This window comes from Stenotrophomonas sp. 96582_Sma, from assembly GCF_056480905.1.
On sequence record NZ_CM151122.1, the window covers coordinates 1,545,028 to 1,562,036 of the forward strand.

Annotated in this window: 16 protein-coding genes; 8 read left to right on the forward strand and 8 right to left on the reverse strand. The window is 66.5% G+C overall.

Annotated elements, in window-relative coordinates:
* The first annotated feature begins 46 nt into the window (after window positions 1-46).
* The 3 genes from ACZK2R_RS07140 to ACZK2R_RS07150 all read left to right on the forward strand — a co-directional run bounded on the left by ACZK2R_RS07140 (window position 47) and on the right by ACZK2R_RS07150 (window position 3,403).
* Window positions 47-808, forward strand: coding sequence for a gamma-glutamyl-gamma-aminobutyrate hydrolase family protein (locus tag ACZK2R_RS07140; protein ID WP_180837459.1), 762 nt, complete (start codon window positions 47-49; stop codon window positions 806-808).
* Window positions 805-2,202 (forward strand): glutamine synthetase family protein, encoded by a 1,398-nt coding sequence (locus ACZK2R_RS07145; protein WP_049423285.1) that lies wholly within the window; start codon window positions 805-807, stop codon window positions 2,200-2,202. Before ACZK2R_RS07140 ends, ACZK2R_RS07145 begins: the two co-directional genes overlap by 4 nt.
* A 91-nt stretch (window positions 2,203-2,293) precedes the next feature.
* Window positions 2,294-3,403 (forward strand): polyamine ABC transporter substrate-binding protein, encoded by a 1,110-nt coding sequence (locus tag ACZK2R_RS07150; RefSeq protein ID WP_032127877.1) that lies wholly within the window; start codon window positions 2,294-2,296, stop codon window positions 3,401-3,403.
* 39 nt (window positions 3,404-3,442) lie between these two features.
* Here the strand turns inward: ACZK2R_RS07150 and ACZK2R_RS07155 are convergent, their stop codons facing one another.
* Window positions 3,443-4,843 (reverse strand): flavin-containing monooxygenase, encoded by a 1,401-nt coding sequence (locus tag ACZK2R_RS07155; RefSeq protein WP_180837460.1) that lies wholly within the window; start codon window positions 4,841-4,843, stop codon window positions 3,443-3,445.
* 273 nt (window positions 4,844-5,116) lie between these two features.
* Between ACZK2R_RS07155 and ACZK2R_RS07160 the strand changes: the two genes are divergently transcribed.
* The 4 genes from ACZK2R_RS07160 to ACZK2R_RS07175 all read left to right on the forward strand — a co-directional run bounded on the left by ACZK2R_RS07160 (window position 5,117) and on the right by ACZK2R_RS07175 (window position 9,469).
* Complete coding sequence (locus tag ACZK2R_RS07160) at window positions 5,117-6,253, forward strand: ABC transporter ATP-binding protein (RefSeq protein ID WP_180837461.1); 1,137 nt, start codon at window positions 5,117-5,119, stop codon at window positions 6,251-6,253.
* On the forward strand, window positions 6,250-7,182 hold the full coding sequence (locus ACZK2R_RS07165) for an ABC transporter permease subunit (RefSeq protein WP_049399899.1): 933 nt from the start codon (window positions 6,250-6,252) through the stop codon (window positions 7,180-7,182). The genes ACZK2R_RS07160 and ACZK2R_RS07165 overlap by 4 nt, the downstream gene beginning before the upstream one ends.
* Window positions 7,179-8,021 (forward strand): ABC transporter permease subunit, encoded by an 843-nt coding sequence (locus tag ACZK2R_RS07170; protein ID WP_032130237.1) that lies wholly within the window; start codon window positions 7,179-7,181, stop codon window positions 8,019-8,021. The genes ACZK2R_RS07165 and ACZK2R_RS07170 overlap by 4 nt, the downstream gene beginning before the upstream one ends.
* Window positions 8,022-8,104: 83 nt before the next feature.
* On the forward strand, window positions 8,105-9,469 hold the full coding sequence (locus ACZK2R_RS07175; RefSeq protein WP_180837462.1) for an NAD-dependent succinate-semialdehyde dehydrogenase: 1,365 nt from the start codon (window positions 8,105-8,107) through the stop codon (window positions 9,467-9,469).
* A 172-nt stretch (window positions 9,470-9,641) separates the two neighbouring features.
* Here the strand turns inward: ACZK2R_RS07175 and ACZK2R_RS07180 are convergent, their stop codons facing one another.
* The 7 genes from ACZK2R_RS07180 to ACZK2R_RS07210 all read right to left on the reverse strand — a co-directional run bounded on the left by ACZK2R_RS07180 (window position 9,642) and on the right by ACZK2R_RS07210 (window position 15,569).
* Entirely contained in the window at window positions 9,642-10,664 is a 1,023-nt protein-coding gene (locus ACZK2R_RS07180) for a magnesium and cobalt transport protein CorA (RefSeq protein ID WP_012510579.1), read from the reverse strand.
* 6 nt (window positions 10,665-10,670) lie between these two features.
* Window positions 10,671-11,921, reverse strand: a complete 1,251-nt coding sequence (locus ACZK2R_RS07185) for a lipoprotein N-acyltransferase Lnb domain-containing protein (RefSeq protein ID WP_180837463.1) — start codon at window positions 11,919-11,921, stop codon at window positions 10,671-10,673.
* A complete protein-coding gene (locus tag ACZK2R_RS07190) occupies window positions 11,918-12,799 on the reverse strand; it encodes an HlyC/CorC family transporter (RefSeq protein WP_005408827.1) in 882 nt (293 codons plus the stop codon). Before ACZK2R_RS07190 ends, ACZK2R_RS07185 begins: the two co-directional genes overlap by 4 nt.
* Before the next feature lie 64 nt (window positions 12,800-12,863).
* The gene (locus tag ACZK2R_RS07195; RefSeq protein ID WP_180837464.1) at window positions 12,864-13,451 is read right to left on the reverse strand and encodes a hypothetical protein; all 588 of its coding nucleotides are present in this window, start codon (window positions 13,449-13,451) and stop codon (window positions 12,864-12,866) included.
* Window positions 13,451-14,059 carry a hypothetical protein gene (locus tag ACZK2R_RS07200; protein WP_180837465.1) on the reverse strand — a complete coding sequence of 203 codons (609 nt, stop codon included), beginning with the start codon at window positions 14,057-14,059 and terminating at the stop codon, window positions 13,451-13,453. Before ACZK2R_RS07200 ends, ACZK2R_RS07195 begins: the two co-directional genes overlap by 1 nt.
* A 41-nt stretch (window positions 14,060-14,100) precedes the next feature.
* Window positions 14,101-14,586: an rRNA maturation RNase YbeY gene (gene ybeY / locus ACZK2R_RS07205; protein ID WP_049399905.1), complete on the reverse strand. Its 486-nt coding sequence runs from the start codon at window positions 14,584-14,586 to the stop codon at window positions 14,101-14,103.
* The gene (locus tag ACZK2R_RS07210; RefSeq protein ID WP_019337148.1) at window positions 14,583-15,569 is read right to left on the reverse strand and encodes a PhoH family protein; all 987 of its coding nucleotides are present in this window, start codon (window positions 15,567-15,569) and stop codon (window positions 14,583-14,585) included. The genes ybeY and ACZK2R_RS07210 overlap by 4 nt, the downstream gene beginning before the upstream one ends.
* 483 nt (window positions 15,570-16,052) lie before the next feature.
* On the opposite strand from ACZK2R_RS07210, the gene ACZK2R_RS07215 reads away from it, so the two are divergent.
* Window positions 16,053-17,009 (forward strand): HlyD family secretion protein, encoded by a 957-nt coding sequence (locus ACZK2R_RS07215; protein WP_180837467.1) that lies wholly within the window; start codon window positions 16,053-16,055, stop codon window positions 17,007-17,009.

The following is a 17,009-nucleotide window of genomic DNA, read 5'->3' on the forward strand; positions in this document are numbered from 1 at the left end:
TTCGCCGGGCGACGGGTAACGTGTCGGCACGCCAAGGAGTTTTCCCATGCGCCGCCTGCCCTGGGTGGGCCTGCCCACCGACAGCACCGTGCTCGGCCATCACCGCTTTGCGGTGGCCGGCGAGAAGTACGTGCGCGCGCTGGCCGAGGCGGCCGAGGTGACCCCGGTTGTGTTGCCGAGCCTGCGGCCTCCTTTGCCGGCTGGCGAATGGCTGCAGGGGCTCGATGGCCTGCTGTTGACCGGCGCGGTCAGCAACATCGAACCGCAGCACTATGAGGGCGGCCGCAGCTGGCCAGGCAATCCGCACGACCCGGCGCGCGATGCCAATGCCTTTGCGTTGCTGCACGAGGCGCTGGCGCTGGATCTGCCAGTGCTGGCGATCTGCCGCGGCTTCCAGGAAGTGAATGTCGCGCTCGGTGGCAGCCTGCATCCGCAGGTGCATGCGGTGCCGGGCCTGGCCGACCACCGCGAAGACCCGCAGGCGCCGGTGGAGGTGCAGTACGGGCCGGCCCACACGGTCACCCTGGCCGCTGATGGCTGGTTGGCGCGGTGGAGCGGCAGTGACCGGACGCAGGTCAATTCGGTACACGGGCAGGGTATCGCCCGCCTGGCGCAGGGGCTCCAGGTCGAAGCCGTGGCCGATGATGGCCTGGTCGAGGCGGCACGCAGCCTGCACCATGGTTTCGTGCTCGGCGTACAGTGGCACCCGGAGTGGCGTGTCATGGATTCGCCGTTCTATCACGCTATTTTCCGTGCGTTCGGCCAAGCTTGCCGGCAGCACCAACAGAACCGACTGGATTCCCGATGAGTTCCCGAACGCGCCCGCGCAAGACGGCTACGCCCCCCGCACCGCAGGAAAGCAGTCTGCTGCGTTGGCTGAAGGAGCGGCGCATCACCGAGGTCGAGTGCCTGGTGCCGGACATCACCGGCAACGCGCGCGGCAAGATCATTCCGGCTGACAAGTTCTCGCACGACTACGGCACGCGGCTGCCCGAAGGCATCTTCGCCACCACCGTCACCGGCGAGTTCCCTGACGATTACTACGACCTGACCTCGCCGTCGGACTCGGACATGATGCTGCGCCCCGATCCGGACACGGTGCGCATGGTGCCGTGGGCGGCCGATGCCACCGCGCAGGTCATCCACGATTGCTACACCAAGAGCGGTGAGCCGCACGAGCTGGCACCGCGCAACGTGCTGCGCCGCGTGCTGGCGGCCTACGCCGAGCTGGGCCTGCGCCCGGTGGTGGCGCCGGAGCTGGAGTTCTTCCTGGTGCAGAAGAACACCGACCCGGACTTCCCGCTGCTGCCACCGGCCGGCCGCTCCGGGCGTCCGGAAACCGCGCGGCAGTCGTACTCGATCGATGCGGTCAACGAATTCGACCCGATTCTCGACCTGATGTACGACTACGCTGATGCGATGAAGCTGGACGTGGACACGCTGATCCACGAATCCGGCGCGGCACAGCTGGAGGTCAACTTCACCCATGCCGATGCGATGGACCTGGCCGACCAGGTATTCCTGTTCAAGCGCACCATGCGCGAAGCGGCGATGCGCCACGGGGTGTATGCCACGTTCCTGGCCAAGCCGATGGAAAACGAGCCGGGCAGCGCCATGCACATCCACCAGAGCCTGGTGCGGGTGAGCGATGGCAGCAATGTGTTCGCCGGTGAGACCCATGCCGAGGGCGAGTTCAGCCCGGTGTTCGGCCACTACCTGGGCGGCCTGCAGAAGTACGTGCCGCAGGCGATGGCCTTCTTTGCGCCGAACGTGAATTCCTATCGCCGGCTGGTGTTCGGCGAGGTCTCGCCGAGCAACGTGCACTGGGGCTATGACAACCGCACCTGCGGGCTGCGTGTGCCGCTGGACACGCCGGAGAACATGCGCGTGGAAAGCCGTTTCGCCGGGTCCGATGCCAACCCGTACCTGGCGATGGCGGCGACCCTGGCCTGCGGCCTGCTGGGCATCCGCGAGCGGCTGGCACCGGATGCGCCGGTGACCGGCAGCGCCAAGGAACTGGGCTACAACCTGCCGCGCTCGCTGGGCGAAGCGCTGGACGGGCTGGAGCAGTGCAGCGAGCTGCAGGCCCTGCTGGGCGAGCGCTTCTGCCGTGCCTACATCTCGGTCAAGCGCAAGGAATACGAGACCTTTTTCCGTGTCATCAGTTCGTGGGAGCGCGAGTTCCTGCTGCTGAACGTCTGAGCATCTGGAATAGAAAAATCCGCCGCCGGGGGGTAGGCTGGCACCCGTTGCCGGCCCCGCCGGCCCCCCTTCCCGCATTCTGGAGCACCCGATGAAGCTGCGTATCCTCACGCTCGGCCTGGCCTCCGCCATGCTCGCCGCCTGCAGCGGTGGCAACGGCGGCGCGCAGGACAGCCAGGTCCTGAACGTCTACAACTACAGCGATTACATCGCCGAGGACACCATCCCGACCTTCGAGAAGGAGAGCGGCATCAAGGTGACCTACGATGTGTTCGACAGTGATGAGATGGTCGAGACCAAGCTGCTGGCCGGCAACAGCGGCTACGACGTGGTGGTGCCGACCCTGAACTTCTTCGGTCGCCAGATCCAGGCCGGCGTGTTCCTGCCGCTGGACAAGAGCAAGATCCCGAACCTGGCCAACCTCGATCCGGCGGTGATGAAGCGCATCGCCACCCAGGACCCGGGCAACCAGTACGGCGTGCCGTACATGATCGGCACCACCGGCATCGGCTACAACGTGGAGATGCTGAAGCAGCGCTTCGGCGGCAGCACCGACATCGCCAACAGCTGGGACCTGGTGTTCAAGCCGGAGAACATCAGCAAGATGAAGGACTGCGGCGTGACCATCCTGGACACGCCGGCGGACATGATTCCGATCGCGCTGCATTACCTGGGCCTGGACCCGCACAGCGGCGACCCGGCCGAGCTGCAGAAGGCGGCCGACCTGCTGAAGTCGATCCGCCCTTACGTGCAGAATTTCCACTCCTCGCAGTACGTGGGTTCGCTGGCCAATGGCGGCACCTGCCTGGTGGTGGGCTGGTCGGGTGACATCATCCAGGCCCGCGACCGCGCCGAGGAAGCCAGCAATGGCGTGCACGTGGCCTACTCGATCCCGAAGGAAGGCGCCCCGCAGTGGTTCGACATGCTGGCGATCCCGAAGGACGCCAAGCATCCGGAAGCCGCGTACGCCTTCATCAATTACCTGCTGCAGCCGAAGGTTGCCGCGGCCAACACCAACTTCATCCACTACGCCAACCCGGTGCCGACCGCGACCCCGCTGGTGGATGAGGCGATCCGTACCGACCCGACCATCTACCCGCCGGCCGACGTGGCCGACAAGATGTTCACCTATTCGATCAATACGCCGGAAACCGACAAGCTCTACACCCGGCTGTGGACCGAGGTGAAGACCGGCCGTTAAGCCGGTCTGGCGCCGCCGGGCCATGCCCGGCGGATTGCTTCATCCTTGGCCGGGCGCGGTACTGCCGCCCTGGTCAAGGTGCCGCAGGATCGCCGGCAACAGGTCACGTGCATCGCGACCGCCGTTGCACAGGAACGACGAACTCATCCGCTGCAGGTTGTGCATGCCGATGAAGAACAGCCCCGGATGCGGTGAAACGCCGAACTCGCCGAGCGGATAGCCATGTGCGTCCAGCACGCCCTGCACGTCGAGCCACGGCCATTCGGCGACGAAGCCGGTGGCCAGCACCACCGAACGGATGCCTTCCGTCCGCAGATCCAGTTCACGCGGGGCGGCGTCCGGCTCCCAATGCAGATAGACCTCGTCGGGAATGTAGCGGGCATCGTCGGTGCGCGGTTCGGGCCGCGTGGCGTAGTACGCGCTGGCCAGCGAATCGAGATAGGCATATTCGGTCCGTGTCGCCTCGATCGCGGTGCGCAGCTGCGGGCGCACATCGGCGAAGCGGGCGACGTTTCCATCGAAGCCCTGCAACCGACCCAGCAGCCTGATGCCTGCGCGGTGCATCGCCAGCAGGCTGATCGAGCTGCCCAGGCCGGCACGCCCCTTGCCGGAAATCAGCGGGAATTCGGCGGTACGGGCCTTGCGCAGCGCATCCGGTTCTCCGGCCAGGACGGCGGCCGCTTCACTCACATGCTGGTGGATACGCCCGGCCATGTCCCACCAGGTCATCGAGTCCTTGCCGCGCAGCCGGCGGGTATGCGAATGCCGCTGGGCCAGTGACCAGTGCACGCTGCGACCGCTGTCGCGCAGGTCCTGGGCGATCTGCGCGCCGGACTGGCCGCCACCGATGACCAGCACGCCGCCGTCGGGCAGCTGGCGGGGGCTGCGGTAGTCGCCGGAGTGCAGCACCGTCAGACCCCGCGCGGGCGCGAACGGGACCCGGGGCATCCGCGCGCGCCGGTACTCGCCGGTGGCGACCACAACCGCCCCAGCGCGGATCAATCCGTGGCTGGTTTCGATGGCATAGCCGCCCGATTCGGGCGTGACCCGCTGAACCGCACAACCTTCGCTGATCGGCAACGAACGTTCGTCGGCATAGTCGCGCAGCCGCCGGATCACCTCCGGGGCCCCCATGAAACCTTCCGGGTCGTCACCCGCATAGGCATGGCCGTGCAGGGCCATCGTCGCGTTGGCGGTGTTGGTCTGGAACGAATCCCAGCGCCGCTGCCAGCTGGCGCCCACGGTTTCGGCCTCCAGCACGCGATGCTCGACGCCGGCTTCCTGCAGGAGCGCGCTGAGGGACAGCCCGGCCTGGCCGGCGCCGATGATGACCAGCGGCAGCGTTGCAGGCAGGGAGCCCGGCATGCGGGGCGGGAAAGGGGAGGGGCGGTCCGGGGAAGTCACCAGGATGGGTCCATGCAGGGGCTTGATCCGGGCCATTGCGCGGGGAATGCCCCGGGCCTTCAACAGATCCGGTTCTGAAAAACGTTGCAGATCGAGGCGTCGCCTGTGGTGTCTGGCCGGGACGACCGCAGGGGCGTCCAGGGGAGCCCGGGCCTTTGCGCGGACAGGCCACCATGGCGGGGGAAAACCGACACTCCCAGGGCCCCCGGGGCTGGCCAGCGGCCGCTTCCGCCTGCCGCCGTCATATCCCCTGGGCCCCCCGGCCGTTAGAATGGCGGCCGCTGTCCACCGCCCGCTCCCGGAGCCCCCATGCCCGTTGAAGCCCAGCCGGTAGCCACCGTCGTCGACACGACCGGTGCGCCCGGCTATCTCTCCATTCGTGACCTGCGCAAGGAATTCGACGGTTTCGTCGCCGTCGACGACGTCAACCTGGACGTGCGCAAGGGCGAGATCTTTGCCCTGCTCGGTGGCTCCGGCAGTGGCAAATCGACCCTGCTGCGCTGCCTCGGCGGCTTTGAGACGCCTACCAAGGGCAGCATCACCCTCGATGGCCAGCGCCTGGACGCGCTGCCGCCGTACCAGCGGCCGGTCAACATGATGTTCCAGTCCTACGCCCTGTTCCCGCACATGACGGTCGAGCAGAACATCGCCTTCGGCCTGAAGCAGGATGGCCTGGGTAAGGACGCGATCAACAAGCGCGTCGGCGAGATGCTGGACCTGGTGCAGATGGGGCACCTGGGCAAGCGCAAGCCGCATCAGCTGTCCGGCGGCCAGCAGCAGCGCGTGGCGCTGGCGCGGTCGCTGGCCAAAGGGCCGAAGCTGCTGTTGCTGGACGAGCCGATGGGCGCGCTGGACAAGAAACTGCGCTCGCAGATGCAGCTGGAACTGGTCAGCATCATCGAATCGTCGGGTGTGACCTGCGTGATGGTCACCCACGATCAGGAAGAAGCGATGACCATGGCCACCCGCATCGCGGTGATGGATGCCGGCTGGATCCAGCAGGTCGGCAAGCCGGACGAGGTCTACGAGCAGCCGGCCAACCGCTTCGTCGCCGAGTTCATCGGTTCGGTCAACCTGTTCGACGGGGTGATCGACGAGGACCTTCCCGAGTACGTGACCGTGCGCTCGCCGCTGTTCCCGGCGCCGATCTACATCGCCCATGGCATCACCGGCTATGAAGGGCAGCCGGTCGCGTTCGCGCTTCGCCCGGAAAAGGTGATGATCGGCAAGGACGAGCCGGAAGGGCACACCAACAAGGCACAGGGCGTGATCGAGGACATTGCCTATTTCGGCAGCCACTCGGTGTACCACGTGCGCCTGCCCAGCGGTGCCAAGGTGCTGGCCAACTTCGCCAACTCGCAGCGCTGGGCCAGTGATGGCCTCACCTGGGGCGACGAGGTGTGGGTGCACTGGCGCGACAACGACGGCGTGGTGCTGACCTCATGAGCGTCGCCGGCCTGAAGCGCTGGTTGCCGGGGCTGCGTGCCACGGTGATCGGCATTCCGTATCTGTGGCTGCTGCTGTTCTTCGCAGTGCCGTTCCTGATCGTGCTGATGATCAGCTTCTCGCTCAGCCGGGTCGGCTCGCCGCCGTACACCTGGCTGCTGCAGTACGCCGATGGCGGCTTCTCGCTGAAGCTGAACCTGGAAAACTACCTGGCGCTGTTCCGCGATTCGATCTATGCGCAGGCGTTCCTGAGCTCGATCAAGATCGCGGCGATCTCGACCTTCCTGACCCTGCTGATCGGCTACCCGATGGCCTATGCCATCGCCCGCCTGTCGCCCGCCGCACGCAACGTGGCAATGATGCTGGTGGTGCTGCCGTCGTGGACCTCGTTCCTGATCCGCGTGTATGCATGGAAGGCGATCCTGGACCGCAACGGCCTGCTCGACCAGTTCCTGCAGTTCACCGGCCTGCAGACGCTGATGACGTCGATGGGCCTGCCGAAACTGCAGCTGATCGACACCCCGACCGCCGCCTATATCGGCATCGTCTACTGCTATCTGCCGTTCATGGTGCTGCCGCTGTACGCCAATCTGGTCAAGCATGACCACCGCCTGCTGGAAGCCGCCTACGACCTTGGTGCCAAGCCGTGGCAGGCGTTCCTGCGCATCACCCTGCCGTTGTCCAAGGCCGGCATCATCGCCGGCTGCATGCTGGTGATGATTCCGGCCATTGGTGAATTCGTGATCCCGGAAATGCTGGGTGGCTCGGAGACGCTGATGGTGGGCCGCCAGCTGTGGAACGAGTTCTTCAACAACCGCAACTGGCCGGGCGCCTCGGCGATGGCGGTGGCGATGATCCTGTTGCTGCTGGTGCCGATCCTGCTGTTCAACCGTTCCCAGCAGCGCCTGCTGGAAGGGAAGCAGGCATGAGTCCGCGTAGCGCAAAGGGCCTGGGGCTGGGCGTGCTGCTGCTCGGCTTCGCCTTCCTGTACCTGCCGATCCTGCTGTTGATGTTCTATTCGTTCAACAGCTCGCGGCTGGCGATGGTCTGGGCCGGGTTCTCCACCCGTGCCTACAGCGACCTGTTCGCCGACCGCGCGCTGATGGATGCGATGTGGACCAGCCTGGTGGTGGCGTTCTGGACCGCTTGTACCGCCACCGTGCTGGGCACGCTGGCGGCGATGGTGATGACGCGCTTCAAGCGCTTCCGTGGCAAGCCGCTGTTCGGCGCGCTGGTCACCGCGCCGCTGGTGATGCCGGATGTGATCCTGGGCTTCTCGTTGATGGCGCTGCTGGCCTCGATGGGCGCGATTCCCGGCTTCCCGGCGCGCGGCCTGACCACCATCTGGATCGCCCATGTCACCTTCACCCTGTGCTTCGTCACCGTGGTGGTGTCCTCGCGGCTGCAGGAAATGGACCTGTCGCTGGAAGAGGCGGCGATGGACCTGGGCGCCAGCCGGTTGACTGTGTTCGGCCGCATCACCCTGCCGATCATCGCACCGGCGCTGGTGGCGGGCTGGCTGCTGGCGTTCACTCTGTCGCTGGATGACGTGGTGGTGGCCAGCTTCGTCGCCACGCCGGGCTCGACCACGCTGCCGATGAAGGTGTTCGCCTCGGTGCGCATGGGCATCAGCCCGAAGATCAACGCACTGGCCACCCTGCTGGTGTCGGCGGTGTCGATCGCCGCGGTGATCGGCTGGTACATCAACGCCCGCGCCGAGAAACGGCGCCAGCGCGACCTGCAGCTGGCGCGGCAGGAAAACGGCTGAGCACACGGTTTGTCGACAGCGTCGGCAACATCCGGCTCACGGCCGGCGGCGCACAATGGGGGTCTTCCAGATGGAGATCCCCCATGACCGTCGAGATTGTCGACCCGGCCACCGGCCAGGTGACCTACCGCCATGAACTGATGGGTGCTGCCGACATCGAGCAGCGCCTGCAGGCTGCTGCCGATGCCTTCCCCGGCTGGGCCGAGCGCTCGCTGCAGGAGCGGGGGGCGATCCTCAAGCAGATCGCTGGCCAACTGCGTGCGCGCCGCGATGATCTGCAGCAGGCGATGACCCACGAGATGGGCAAGCTCAAGGCGGAGGCGCTGGCCGAGGTCGACAAGTGCGCGGCGACCTGCGAGTTCTACGCCGACCACGCCGCTGATTACCTCAAGCCGCAGCTGATCGACACCGAAGCACAGCGCAGCTATGTGCGCTACGAGCCGATCGGCTGCGTGTTCGCGGTGATGCCATGGAATTTCCCGATCTGGCAGGTGTTCCGTTTCCTCGCGCCAGCCTTCATGGCTGGCAACGTGGCCCTGCTCAAGCACGCCAGCAACGTGCCGCAGTGCGCCGACCTGATCCTGGCGGTGTGCCGTGACGGCGGCCTGCCTGATGGCGTGTTCGACGTGCTGCACATCGACAACGACCAGGCCGCCGACGTGCTGCGCGACGCACGGGTGAAGGCGGTGACGCTGACCGGCAGCGAGCGGGCAGGGCGCTCGATCGCCTCCAATGCCGGCAGCCAGCTGAAGAAGTCGGTGATGGAGCTGGGTGGCAGCGATGCCTTCGTGGTGCTCGACGATGCCGACCTCGACAAGACCGTGGCCGCGGCAGTGAAGTCGCGCTTCGACAACAGCGGGCAGACCTGCATCGCGGCCAAGCGCTTCATCGTGGTCGAGGCGGTGGCCGATGAATTCACCCGTCGCTTTGTGCAGGCGGCGGGCGAGCGCCAGTACGGCGATCCCGATGAGCGCGGTACCACGCTGGCGCCCATGGCTCGCGCCGACCTGCGTGACGAACTGCACAAGCAGGTGCAGGCCAGCGTGGCCAAGGGCGCGCGGGTGCTGATCGGTGGTGAGCCGATTGCCGGCACCCATGCCGGCTATCCGGCCACGGTGCTCGACCAGGTCGGCCCGGGCATGCCGGCGTATGACGAGGAGCTGTTCGGGCCGGTGGCCGCAGTGATCCGGGTCAAGGATGAGGCCGAGGCACTGCGCGTGGCCAACGACACCCGCTTCGGCCTGGGCGGCAGCGTGTGGACGCGCGATCCAGTGCGCGGCGAACGTTTCGCGCAGCGCATGGAGTGTGGTGCAGCGTTCGTCAACGCCATCGTCAAGAGCGACGCGCGGTTGCCGTTCGGCGGCAGCAAACAGTCCGGTTTCGGCCGGGAGCTGGCCGACCACGGCATCCATGAGTTCATGAACATCAAGACCGTCTACGTGGCTTGATGCCGCTGCTTCTGTAGAGTCGAGCCATGCTCGACTGCGCTTCGCTCGATTCTACGGAATGCGTCGTATAGCAAGTCGAGCATGGCTCGACTCTACAGAAGGCGGGTCATGCGCCACGGCCAACGGTCGTGGCCTACCTGCGCGGTGGGTATCGACCGTTGGTCGATACGCCCTACAACCACTTCGCGCGCTTGAACAACCGGTACAGCCCCACGCACACACCGCCCACGCCCACGATCATCAGCGGGTACGACCACGGCTCGCTCAGCTCAGGCATGTGGCTGAAGTTCATGCCGTACCAGCTGGTGATCAGTGTCGGCGCCGCCAGCAGCGCGGCCCATGCACCCAGCCGCTTGACCGTCTCGCCCTGCGCCAGCGTCACCAGCGACAGGTTCACGCTCAGCGCGGTGCCGAGCATCTCACGCAGGGTGTCGATCACATCGCTGATGCGTACTGCGTGGTCGTGGACGTCGCGGATGTACAGCTTCACTTCGTCGGGGATCAGCTCGCCCTGGTAGCGGCGCAGCTGCGCCAGCACATCCTGCAGCGGCGCCACCGCCATCCGCATCTTGTTCAGCTCGCGCTTGAGCTCGTACAGCCGCACCACCGTGCTGCGCTTGTAGGTGTCGGCGAAGATGTCCTTCTCCAGCAGCTCCAGGGTGTCGCGGAAGCGGTGCACGATAGGCAGGTAGTTGTCGACCACGAAGTCGGTCACCGCGTACAGGCAGTACGACGGGCCCATCTTCAGCAGCTGCGGCTCGCGTTCCACCCGCGCACGCACCGGGGCATAGGACAGCGACGCGCCATGGCGTACCGTCACCAGGAAGCGCGGGCCGAGGAAGGCATGGGTTTCGCCGTACTGGATGCGCTCGTCGACCATCTGCGCGGTGGTCACCACCACGAACATCGAATTGCCGTAGGTCTCGACCTTGGGCCGCTGGTGCGCGTTGCGCGCATCCTCGATGGCCAGGTCGTGCAGGCAGAACTCTTCCTGCAGTTTCAACAGCACATCGTCGTTGGGGTCGTACAGGCCGACCCAGACGAAGCCGTTGCCACTGGCAATGACATCGCTGATGGCATCCAGGGTGATGTCGTGGCGTTTGCCCTCGTCATCGTAGTGGACGCAGTTGATGACGCAGGCGGGGTTGGCCGAGGCGGGCGCGGCAGCAGAGGCGGGCAATGACATGCCCGCCATCGTGCGTCAGGGCTGTGTTTTGGACAAGTGAGGAGTACGCCCCAGCACCCATGCCAGCGCGACGTGGACGGGCAGCAGCAGCACGATCCACTGCACGTTGTACTGTGCCTGCAGGCTCAGCCAGTGCAGTACCAGCGCGGCCACCGCCTGTACCGCCAGCAGCCACAGCACGATCCTGAACATGCGGCCCGGCACGCGACGACGCAGCAGGGCGATTGCACCCGGCAACAGCAGCACGGCCAGCGGCGAAAGCAACAGCAGGTTGCGATTGGCCCACGCGGCGTAGTGGATGCTGAAGCCCCACAGGAACACCAGCACGCCACCAAACAGGGCGCACAGCAGCCAGAACGGCAGGGCCAGCCCGGCCAGCAGGCGCGGGCGGTTGCGCAGCTCCAGCACGCCGCCGGCCACGATCAGCCCGAGCAGCAGCCACGGCCACCAGCGGCGCGCGAATTCCTTCGGCTCCGGATCGATACGATGCGGCAGCAGTTCCTGTTCGGACTGCACCAGCGGACGGCCATCGCTGTTGCGTGCCTGGCGCAGCGCATCGGCCAGGCGCATCGGCACGAAGGCTTCCTGCCAGCGCGACAGCGGCTGGTCGGCGAACGGCCCAAGGCCGACATCGAAGCCCAGCCACATCCACGGTGCCGGCGACGCCAGGCGGACCGATTCACTGCGGTAGGTGTTGCCGCGCGAGCGCCCCGACAGCTGCGACTGCAGGCCGCCACCCAATGCCTTGTCCACCGTGTCGCGCACCATCGTGGCGCAGTTGGCGGTGTAGTAATCGTAGTGGTAGCGCGCGTTTTCCGGCTTGGCCCGCTCGGCCAGGTCGGCGGCCAGCGCACGCGCCTGGTCCGGGCGCAGGTCCAGCCACTGCACGCTGGCGCCACGGCCGGTCTCGTCGTAGTAGGACAGGTCCTGCTGCAACGGCAGCGCCACCAGGTAATACATCATGTCGCCGCGTGCGAAGCGGCTGATGAAATCGTCCTCGGACGGATCGAAGTAGCCGAAGTTGTACGAGGTTGCCTCGCCGCTGACCGGATCGACCACGACGATGGCGTCGTGGCCGAAGCGTTCGAAGAACACGGTGCCCGGCTGCATGGTCACCACGCCGATGCGCGGGGCAGGGGCTTCAGCGTTGGTCGCGGGTACGGCAGGTGTGGCTGCGACCGGCTGCGCGAAGGCGGCCAGCGGCAGGGCCATGGCCAGCACGCACAGTGCCAGCCACACCATGAGGATCAGGCCGCGGCGCTTCAAGCGTCGTCCTGCGCGTCCGGCGGCAGCACGGTCACGTGGAAGGCCTGTACCCGGCGCGCATCGGCGCGGGCCACGCGGAACATGAAGCGATCCAGCGCCAGCTCGTCACCGACTTCCGGCAGATGGCCCACGGCCTCGGTGACCAGGCCGCCGATGGTGTCGTAGTCCTCGTCGGAGAACGTCGCGCCGAAGCGCTCGTTGAAGTCGCCGATCGGGGTCAGCGCGTCGACCACGTACTGGCCGTCGGACTGGATGGCGATCTGCGCCGAGGGATCTTCAGCCTCGTCATGCTCATCGTCGATCTCGCCGACGATCTGTTCCAGCACGTCCTCGATGGTGACCAGGCCGGCGACACCGCCGTACTCGTCCACCACGATGGCCATGTGGTTGCGCGACAGGCGGAATTCCTTCAGCAGCACGTTGAGCTTCTTCGCTTCCGGGATCAGCACCGCCGGGCGCAGCAGCTCGCGCACGTTGGCCGGGCCGTTGTCGGCAACCACGCCGCGCAGCAGGTCCTTTGCCAACAGGATGCCAAGGATGTCGTCCTTGTTCTCGCCGTGTACCGGGAAGCGCGAATGGCCGGATTCGACCACCTGCTTCATCAGTTCCAGGAAGGGCGCTTCAACCGGCAGCGAGACCATCTGCGAGCGCGAAATCATCACGTCGCCCACGGTCAGCTCGGCCACCGAAATGGCGCCTTCCATCATCTTCAGGGTATCGGCGGCGATCAGACCCTCTTCCTGCGCGGTGTGCAGGACAGCGACCAGCTCGTCGCGGGTATGGGGTTCGCCGGAGAAGGCGGAGGTCAGGCGTTCAAGCCAGCCGCGCTTCTTTTCACTGTGCTCCGCAGGGGAGCTACTACTGTCGTCTTCTGACATCTCTGGAAAAAAGGCACCCGGCAGGCCGGGCGTTGACCCAAGTCTAGCAGGATGTGACGGCCTGTCAGTGACTGCCGGTGGCCGGGGTTGGGGCGGCCGGGGCCGGCTCCTCCTCGGGCAGGTCCAGGCTGTAGGTGCAGCCGGCCAGGGTCTTGCCGGGGTGGGAGGCCACGGTGGAGACGCTGAGGATGATCGACTCGATCTGGGCCTCGCCGGTCTTCGGGTCGGTCACGTCGCGGCTGACCAGTTCGCGACCGGCCATGAACTTGCCGTCCTGGTCGTAGCCGGTCTCCAATTCCAGCCGTTTGGCCAGCGGGCGTGGGTCGGCCTGGTCGAGCACCGCCATGATGCTGGCGCCGGCCACCGCCACCCGCTCGGTCTGTTGGCCGAAGACGGTGATCGGGCTGGCCAGCCGGAACTCGCTCATGAACTGGTTGCCCTGCGGCAGCGGCTGCAGGCCCTGGGCCACGGCCTTCAGCGGATCGGCCAGCAGCGGCGCCAGCGCGGCCTGCTCGGCCACGCCCTGGCGGCATTCGATCAGGGCCGGCAGGTCCAGGCTGGTGGCGAAGGCGGCGGGAGCGGCGAGGGCACAGAGCAGGGGCAGGCAGCAGCGCAGTGACACGGTCGGTTTCCGCAGGCGAAGGGCCGCCATCATAGCCCCGGCGAGCGCCTGAACAGCCCGGTGAGAAGGCGCAGGAAACCAGTCATGGCACGCCGCACGACCATCAGTGAGAGGGTCAGCACGACCGCAAGCATGGCGACCTGCATCGATTGCCCCGCGATGCGCGCCACCGCCGGCCATAGGCCCGGGCTGGTCAGCCAGGGCATCAGTTCCGCTGCGGCGGTCCTGCCCACTTTCATGTAGATCACAGCCAGCACGAACAGCACCAGCAGCGAGGTACGGCTGGCGTGGAAGAACGGGAGTGCGTTCACGGAGCGGCCCAGGCGGCGGTGCACGATCATCCGCCACAGGAGCGGAAGGGTCAGTGCACCCACCAGCGTCAGCACCATCGACGTTTCAAGCAGACCGGGGAGATGGGCCGGTTCCAACCGTCCGCTGAGGTGCGGGCCGATCATGCCGATCGCCAGCCCGGCCAGCAGGCACACGGGCGAGAGCAGGGCCAGGCTGCGCAGCAGCCAGTGCCTGCCGCTGGGTTCGTGGGCGCTGATGCGGCGCACGGCATACGCGCCCAGCACCAGCAGCATGGCGAACAAAGTGGCGCCGATCACAAACATCATTGAGCTGTTTCCCGAGGTCATCCTTGTTCCTCTCGTGTTCCTGGCGACGGGCGGTGGCCCGCTCAGCGCTCGCCCGCGTATGGATCGTCGATGCCCAGCTCGGCCAGGATTTCCCGCTCCAGCTGCTCCATCGCCTCGGCTTCCTTGTCGTCCTCGTGGTCCCAGCCGAGCAGGTGCAGCACGCCGTGCACGGTCAGATGCGCGTAATGGGCATTGAGCGCCTTGCTCTGTTCGTCGGCCTCCCGTGCCACGACCGGAGCACAGATCACCAGGTCACCCAGCAGCGGGAACTTGACGCCCTTGGGCAGGCCTTCGGGCACTTCGGCCGGGAAGCTGAGCACGTTGGTGGCGTAGTCCTTGCCGCGGTAATGGCGGTTCAACGACTGTCCTTCCTTGGCATCGACCACGCGGATGGCCAGATCGGCCTCGCGGATGCGGCCCTTCAACGCGGCGGCCACCCACTTGCGGAAGCTCACTGCCGCCGGCAGGCCGGCGCGCGGCAGGGCATAGCTGACGGCGACGTCCAATCGCACGGGACCACGGGTCATGGAGTTGCTCCAGGTTGGATCTGATGCAGGTCGCGGCGGTCGTACGCGCTCACGATGCGCGCGACCAGCGGGTGGCGGACCACGTCACGGGATTCGAAGAAGGTGAAGCTGACGCCCTCGACCTCACGCAGCACGTCGATGGCGTCGCGCAGGCCGGACTTCACGTGCTTGGGCAGGTCGGTCTGGGTCAGGTCACCGGTGACCACCGCAGTGGAACCGTAGCCTAGGCGGGTCAGGAACATCTTCATCTGCTCGATGGTGGTGTTCTGTGCTTCGTCCAGGATCACGAACGCATCGTTGAGCGTGCGGCCGCGCATGTAGGCCAGCGGCGCGATCTCGATGACGTTCTTCTCCAGCAGCTTGACCACCTTTTCCACGCCCATCATCTCGTACAGGGCGTCGTACAGCGGTCGCAGGTAGGGATCGACCTTCTGGCTCAGGTCGCCGGGCAGGAAGCCAAGCTTCTCGCCGGCCTCCACCGCCGGGCGCACCAGGATCAGGCGCTGCACCCGCGATTCATTCAGGGCTTCGACCGCGCTGGCCACGGCCAGGAAAGTCTTGCCGGTGCCGGCCGGGCCGATGCCGAAGTTGATGTCGTGGGTGGCGATCTGGTGCAGGTAACGGCCCTGGTTGGCGCCGCGGCCGCGCACTGTGCCGCGCTTGACCTTGATCGCAACCTCCTGCGCTTCGTAGGAGCGCTCGGCGATCTGCTCGACATTGGCCTGCGCCAGGCGCAGGTGGATGGCGTGGTTGTCGAAGGTCGTTTCGCCGGCTTCGGCGTACAGCGCTTCAACCAGCTTCTGCGCCTCGACGATGGCTTCGTTGGGGCCGCTGATGCGGAACACGAAGCCACGATTTGCGATCTCCACGCCGAGCTTCAGCTCGATCTGGCGCAGGTGCCCGTCGAAGGGGCCGCACAGGTTGGCCAGTCGCTCGTTGTCTTCCGGCGACAGGGTGAAGTCTCGATGATCGATGCTTTTCATTGCTTGGGGTGGGGCGGACGCCTTCCACCGCAGTGTATTCAGGGAGGACAAGGGTAGCGCGCGTGCGGGGCACACGGCCAGCAGACGGTCGATACAGCGTTTTCCACACCCGGTGTGGACGGGGCACGCGGAAACCTGTGGATAGACCTTCGCAATGCTTGTGCCACAAGGCCCATGAGGTCCTGGTGAAAAAAGCGTCATGGTCGCCGGTCGCTACGGCAGCACTGCCACGGGTGGCCTGCGCGGGGGGCATTCATCGTGATGGCAGTGCAGGTTTCGTTGCCCGGCGAGCAACAGCGCCAGGTCGTGCCGGATTTCCACAACGGTTGTGGAATGATGCCGAATCAACCTGTGGATAGGTGGTGGGGAGCCTTGCAGCAAAAGGCTTGCCCACGCGTGGTGAAAAAACCGTCAGGGCTGATTGGAATCATTGAGGGTGCACGGGGCACATGGCACCGTGTCGCCGTCGCAGGAGGGGATGGCATGGGCATCGGCAACGGGATGCGTGGAATCGGACTGGCGGGCATCGGCCTGCTGGTGGGGTGTGGGCAGTCAACGCCGACTGCGCTGGGCACGCTGGAGTGGGACCGGATCACGGTGCCGGCACCGGCGGCCGAAGTGATCGCCTCGGTGGAGGTGCGCGAGGGCCAGCAGGTCAAGGCCGGGACCGTGCTGATGCAGCTGGACCCGGCGCGGGGAGACGCGCAGTTCGCCGCAGCGCAGGCTGATACGGCGCGTGCGCAGGCGCAGCTGGAAGAACTGCAGATCGGCCCACGCCAGGAGCAGATCGCTCAGGCCCAGGCACAACTGGTCGCGTTGCGCGCACAGGCTGCCGAAGCAAGTGCCTATTACCGACGGGTCCAGCCGTTGGCACAGCAGCGCTTGATTGCCGCCGCTGAACTGGATCGAGCACGCGCCGCCGCCGGCAATGCCGAAGCCAGCGTGCGTGCTGCCGAGCAGGCCTGGCTGGAGCGGGTGCACGGCAGCCGTGTGCAGGATATCGCCCAGGGCCAGGCGGCCGCCGATGCCGCACGGGCACAGCAGGTGGTACAGAGCGTGAACCTGCAGAAGCTGCAGTTGCGTGCACCGCGCGACGGGGTAGTCGATGCATTGCCCTACCGGCAGGGTGACCAGGCACCGATCGGTGCGCCGCTGGCAGTGATGCTGGTCGGCGAGCGCCCCTATGCGCGCGTCTACCTGCCGCAACCGCTGCGTCTGCAGGTCAAGGTCGGGCAGGCCGCGCAGATACAGCTGGAAGGCGGCAACACCGTGCTGAAGGGGCATGTACGTGCGATCCGTAGCGAACCATCGTTCACGCCGTACTACGCACTGACCGGCGATGACGTCGAACGGCTGAGCTATCTGGCCGAGATTGAAGTGGACGGGAACAGCGACATGCAGAAACTGCCAGCGGGTCTTCCGGTACAGGTGCGCTTCTGA